4 protein-coding genes are annotated in these 5,790 nt (G+C 65.8%); all 4 read right to left on the bottom strand.

Features of this window, described 5'->3' with window-relative positions:
* Positions 1-94 precede the first annotated feature (94 nt).
* The 4 genes from lpdA to EOA28_RS22455 all read right to left on the bottom strand — a co-directional run bounded on the left by lpdA (position 95) and on the right by EOA28_RS22455 (position 5,369).
* Complete coding sequence (lpdA, locus tag EOA28_RS22440) at positions 95-1,492, bottom strand: dihydrolipoyl dehydrogenase (RefSeq protein WP_127253663.1); 1,398 nt, start codon at positions 1,490-1,492, stop codon at positions 95-97.
* A 306-nt stretch (positions 1,493-1,798) separates the two neighbouring features.
* Positions 1,799-3,109 carry a dihydrolipoamide acetyltransferase family protein gene (locus EOA28_RS22445; RefSeq protein WP_127253664.1) on the bottom strand — a complete coding sequence of 437 codons (1,311 nt, stop codon included), beginning with the start codon at positions 3,107-3,109 and terminating at the stop codon, positions 1,799-1,801.
* A gap of 11 nt (positions 3,110-3,120) precedes the next feature.
* Positions 3,121-4,134 carry an alpha-ketoacid dehydrogenase subunit beta gene (locus EOA28_RS22450; RefSeq protein WP_127253665.1) on the bottom strand — a complete coding sequence of 338 codons (1,014 nt, stop codon included), beginning with the start codon at positions 4,132-4,134 and terminating at the stop codon, positions 3,121-3,123.
* Positions 4,135-4,136: 2 nt separating this feature from the next.
* Entirely contained in the window at positions 4,137-5,369 is a 1,233-nt protein-coding gene (locus tag EOA28_RS22455) for a 3-methyl-2-oxobutanoate dehydrogenase (2-methylpropanoyl-transferring) subunit alpha (RefSeq protein ID WP_127253666.1), read from the bottom strand.
* Positions 5,370-5,790: the final 421 nt, after the last annotated feature.

Genomic DNA, 5,790 nt, shown 5'->3' on the forward strand with positions numbered 1-5,790 from the left:
GCGCAGCGCCGGGGAGGGGGCAGCGCCCTACGAGAACCCCCACCCCGCTCCGCTTCGCGGATCGACCCTCCCCACAAGGGGGAGGGTAAGGAGCTCAAATATGCAGCGCGTGGCCCAGCGCCTTCAGCGCCGCTTCCTGGAAACCCTCGCCCTGCGTCGGATGCGCGTGGATCGTGCCGGCGATATCCTCCAGCCGCGCGCCCATCTCCAGCGCTAGGCCGAAGGCCGCCGACAGTTCGGACACGCCCTGCCCGACCGCCTGGATGCCGAGCACCAGATGATTGTCCGCGCGAGCAACCACGCGGACAAACCCATCCTCGCCCTGTTTCGTCATCGCCCGGCCGTTGGCGGCGAAGGGGAACTGGCCGATCTTGACCTCGCCGGCGAATGCTTTCGCCTCTTCCGGTGACAGGCCCGCGGTGACCAGCTCCGGATCGGTGAAGCAGATTGCGGGAATGGCGCGCTTGTCCCAGCTTCTCTTGTGGCCGGCGACGATCTCGGCCACCATCTCGCCCTGCGCCATCGCCCGATGCGCCAGCATCGGCTCGCCGGTAACGTCGCCGATGGCATAGATGCCGCGCATCGAGCTGCGGCACTGGTCGTCGATGCGGATGAATTTTCCCGTCCTGTCGAGGTCGATCTGGTCCAGCCCCCAGCCCTCGGTGAGCGGCTTGCGCCCGACCGTGACCAAAATCCTGTCGGCAGCGATCTTGGCGCTTTTGCCGTCCGCCGTCTCGGCCAGCAGCGCATCGCCCTTGGTCGACAATCCCTTCGCTTTGGCGCCCGTCATGACCTCGACGCCAAGCTCGCCAAGCCGCTTCAGCACGGGCCGCGTCAGCTCGGCATCATATTGCGCAAGCACGCGCGGCAACGCTTCGACCACCGTGACCTTGGCGCCCATCCTAGCGAAGGCCATGCCGAGCTCGAGCCCGATATAGCCGCCGCCGACGACCGCGAGCTTCTTCGGCACATCGCTTAGCGCCAGCGCCTCGGTGGACGAAATCACAGGTCCCCCGAAAGGCAGGAACGGCAGCTCGACCGGCGCCGAGCCGGTGGCGATCACCACGGTCTCGGCGCGGATGACCTGCGTGCCGGTCTCGGTTTCGACCTCGACCGTCTTGCCATCGCGGAACGTCGCCCAGCCCTGCACCGTCTTCACCTTGGCCTTCTTCAACAACCCGGCCACGCCGCTGTTGAGCCGGCTAACGATACCGTCCTTCCAGGCGACGGTTCTTGCGAGGTCCAGCGTCGGCGCGGCGACCTTGATGCCGAGCGGATCCTTGCCGCCGGCCATATGCGCTATTTTCTCGAACTCCTCCGCGGCATGGATCAGCGCCTTGGACGGGATGCAGCCGACATTGAGGCAGGTGCCGCCCGGCTTGCCGGTTTCGACGATCACCGTGTCGACGCCGAGTTGCCCGGCGCGGATGGCGCAGACATAACCGCCCGGCCCGGCGCCGATGACCAGCAGCTTGCAGGAGATTTCTTTCATGGGCTTACGCTCTTCTTGATGGCGAAGGTCGCCGCGCGCCTCCCCCTTCTCCCCTTGTGGGAGAAGGTGGATCGGCGCGCCAGCGCGAGACGGATGAGGAGTGTTCCAGCGGAGTGAGGCGCTGGCTTTCCCTGGAGACCCCCTCATCCGGCCGCTTCGCGGCCACCTTCTCCCCGAGGGGAGAAGAGGACAGCGGAGTCGCCGGCGACCACCTCTCCCCTCGGGGAGAGGTCGGATTGCCCCGAATTGCCCTTCGCAATTCGACTGGGAATCCGGGTGAGGGGGTCTTTGCGACCGTTGTCATTTTCAATCCACGAAAATCAGCGCTGGCGTTTCCAGCAGAGCCTTGATGCGCTGCACGAACACCGCGGCATCCCAGCCGTCGATGACGCGGTGGTCGAAGCTGGACGACAGGTTCATCATCTTGCGTGGGATGAACTGCGTGCCGTCCCACACCGGCCGCACCATCATCTTGTTGACGCCGATGATCGCCACTTCCGGATAGTTGATGACCGGCGTGGTCGCCACGCCGCCCATGGCGCCGAGCGAGGTGATGGTGATGGTCGAGCCGGACAGCTCCTCGCGGCTCGCCGTGCCGGCCTTGGCCGCATCGGCCAGCCGGTTGACTTCCGCAGCGCTGTCCCACAGGTCACGCGCCTCCGCATGTTTCACCACCGGCACCACCAGCCCGTTCGGCGTCTGCGCGGCGATGCCGATATGAATGCCCTCATGCTGGTGTATGATCCCGGCCTCGTCATCGAACAGTGAATTGAGGTTGGGCTGCTCGGCGATCGCCTTGACCATCGCCCGCATCAGGAAGGGCAGCAGCGTCAGCTTCGGGCGATCGGCGCGCTTCTCCTTGTTCAACGTCGCGCGCAATTCCTCCAATGCCGAGACGTCGATCTCCTCGACATAGGTGATGTGCGGGATGCGCGATTTCGCCAGCGACATCTTCTCGGCGATCTTGCGCCTGAGCCCGACGACCTTGATGTCTTCGACGCCGTCCTTGGGAGCAAGCCTGCTGGCGCGCGCAACCTGCGGGCCGCGTGCCACAAACGCGTCGATGTCTTCATGGCTGATGCGCCCGGCCGGACCGCTGCCCGGAACCTGGCGCAGATCGATGCCGGCTTCCTTCGCTCGCAGCCGCACGGCCGGCGAGGCCAGCGGCCTCTCGCCTTCCGCGCGCGGCGCGCCGGAAACGGCAGCAGGGCGCGCGGCCCTCGGCGCTGCGGCTGGCGAAACCTTAGCCGGCGGATCGGCTGGCTTTGGCGCCGCTTTCGGCATGTCCGGTGCCGGCGCTGGTTTTGGCTCGGCCGACGCGGCGGGCGCCTTCTCTTCCGGCACGGCCTGGGCGGCCGCCTTCACATTGCCTTCGCCGGCCACCTTCAGCCGCACGATCGGCGAGCCGATCGCCACCGTGTCGCCGATCTCGGCGCCCAGCCAAAGGATCTCGCCGTCGACCGGCGACGGGATCTCGACGGTTGCCTTGTCGGTCATGACGGCGGCGAGGACCGTGTCCTCGCGCACAAGGTCGCCAACCTTGACGTGCCACTCGACAAGCTCGGCCTCGGCGACGCCTTCGCCGACATCGGGAAGCTTGATGACGTGTTCGCCCATCTCAGGCCCCCTTAAGCATCCAACGTTTCGAGCAAGGCGCGGCCGACCCGCGCCGGGCCGGGGAAATAGTCCCATTCCTGCGCGTGCGGGTAGGGCGTGTCCCAGCCGGCGACCCGCGCCACCGGCGCTTCCAGATGATAGAAGCAGTTCTCCTGGACCAGCGAGACCAGCTCGGCGCCGAAGCCGGAAGTCAGCGTCGCTTCATGCACGACGACACAGCGTCCGGTCTTCTTCACCGAGGCGACGATCGTGTCGAGGTCGAGCGGCAGCAGCGTCCTGAGATCGATCACCTCGGCGTCGATGCCGGTCTCCTCGGCCGCGGCCTGCGCGACATAGACCATCGTTCCATAAGCGAGCACGGTGACGGCCGAACCCTGGCGGCGGATCGCCGCCTTGCCGAGCGGGATGGTGTAATGGCCGTCGGCGACCTCGCCGAGCTCATGCTTCGACCAGGGCGTCACCGGCTTGTCGTGATGGCCGTCGAAGGGCCCATTATAGAGCCGCTTCGGCTCGAGGAAGATCACCGGGTCCGGATCCTCGATCGCCGCGATCAGCAACCCCTTGGCGTCATGCGGATTGGACGGCACGATCACCTTCAGGCCGGAGACATGGGTGAACAGCGCTTCCGGACTTTGGCTGTGCGTCTGGCCGCCGAAAATGCCGCCGCCGGTCGGCATGCGCACCACGATCGGGCAGGTGAAATCGCCATTCGAACGGTAACGCAGCCGCGCCGCCTCCGAGACGATCTGGTCGTAGGCCGGATAAACATAGTCGGCAAACTGCACCTCGACACAGGGTTTCAACCCGTAGGCGGCCATGCCGATGGCCGAACCGACGATGCCGGATTCGCTGATCGGCGCGTCGAAGCAGCGGCTCTTGCCGTATTTGGCCTGCAGGCCCTGCGTGGCGCGGAACACGCCGCCGAAGAAGCCGACATCCTCGCCATAGACGATGACTTTGTTGTCGCGTTCCATCGACACGTCCATGGCGTCGCGGATCGCCTCGATCATGGTACGCCTGGGCATGATCAGACCCCTGCCTGCTGGCGCTGGCGCCTGAGATGCGGAGGCATCTCGGCATAGACGCCCTCGAACATGTCGCGGGTCGACGGCTTTCCGCCGGCATGCAGCGTGCCGTGGCCCTCGGCCTCCTTCTGCGCTGCGATCACCGTTTCGAGGATCTCGGCCTCCGACTGGGTATGGCGATCCTCGGACCAGACGCCCTTCTGGATAAGGTGGTTCTTCAGCCGGATAACCGGATCGCCGAGCGGCCAGGCGTCGGACTCGGCTTTCGGCCGGTAGGCCGACGGATCGTCGGACGTCGAATGCGCACCGACGCGGTAGGTGACATATTCGACCAGCGTCGGTCCGAGATTGGCGCGCGCCCGTTCGACCGCCCATTTCGCCACGGCGTGCACGGCGAGGTAGTCGTTGCCGTCGACGCGCAGCGAAGGAATGCCGAAGCCGAGGCCGCGCGCGGCGAACGTGCCGGAGCCACCGCGGGCGATACCCTGGAAGGTCGAGATCGCCCACTGGTTGTTGACGACATTGAGCACGACAGGAGCCTTGTAGGTCGAGGCGAAAACCAGCGCCGCGTGAAAATCGGACTCCGCCGTCGAGCCGTCGCCTATCCAGGCGGCGGCAATGCGCGAATCGTTGGAGATCGCCGAGGCCATCGCCCAGCCGACCGCCTGGATATATTGCGTCGCCAGATTGCCCGAGATCGAGAAGAAGCCATGCTCCTTCGAGGAATACATCACCGGCAGTTGCCGGCCCTTCAGCGGATCGGCCTCGTTGGAGTAGATCTGGTTCATCATCGTGACCATCGGATAGCCGTCGGCGATGAGAAGGCCGGCTTGCCGGTAGGTCGGGAAATTCATGTCGCCCGGCTTGAGCGCCTTGCGAAACGCGCAGCTCACCGCTTCCTCGCCAAGATGCTGCATGTAGAAGGAGGTCTTGCCCTGGCGCTGCGCCATCTGCATGCGCGCGTCGAAGGTCCGAAGCGTCATCATATGGCGCAGGCCTTCGAGCAGTTCCTGGTCGCTGAGCAGCCCCGCCCACGGCCCGACCGCTTCGCCGGCGCGGTTGAGCACGCGGATGATGGAGAAAGCCATGTCGCGGATGGTGCGCGGATCGACGTCGATCTCGGGACGCGGCACCGAGCCGGCCTTGGGAATGGTCACATTGGAGAAGTCGGGCGTACCGCCGGGCCGCACCTCGGGCTCGGGCACATGAAAGCGCAACATTCCAGCATCGGCCATGAGCTCACATCCTCCAATGTTGCCGGTGCGATCTTTGCACATCCGCGCCGCCAGACCAGTGCCAATTCGCCGGATCTGGGCAGGGCCTTCCTCCCGGCGCCGGCCTTAGCAAGCCGATGCGACGCGCAGGCTCAAGATGCAGATATGGCGACGAAATTTCTTGTCGATGTTTTCGCGCCCCGCGCAATTTGGCGGAAGTTTGCGAGGCGATTGGAGCCAGAAAAGGTAATTGGGAGGTGGAGACCGCGCCGCCTTCCCTTCTCCCCCTTGTGGGAGAAGGTGGATCGGCGCGCAGCGCCGAGACGGATGAGGGGTGTTCCAGCGGAGTGAGAACGCTGGCATTCCCTGGAGCACCCCTCATCCGGCCGCTGCGCGGCCACCTTCTCCCGCAAGGGGAGAAGGAGATGGCGCTGGTTCCCCC

The sequence above is a fragment of the Mesorhizobium sp. M2A.F.Ca.ET.067.02.1.1 genome, from assembly GCF_004023285.1.
Lineage (GTDB): Bacteria > Pseudomonadota > Alphaproteobacteria > Rhizobiales > Rhizobiaceae > Mesorhizobium.

Coding starts and splice junctions, on each gene's coding strand:
- EOA28_RS22445 (WP_127253664.1), bottom strand. CDS start 3,109: ATGGGCGAACACGTCATCAAGCTTCCCGATGTCGGCGAAGGCGTCGCC.
- lpdA (WP_127253663.1), bottom strand. CDS start 1,492: ATGAAAGAAATCTCCTGCAAGCTGCTGGTCATCGGCGCCGGGCCGGGC.
- EOA28_RS22455 (WP_127253666.1), bottom strand. CDS start 5,369: ATGGCCGATGCTGGAATGTTGCGCTTTCATGTGCCCGAGCCCGAGGTG.
- EOA28_RS22450 (WP_127253665.1), bottom strand. CDS start 4,134: ATGCCCAGGCGTACCATGATCGAGGCGATCCGCGACGCCATGGACGTG.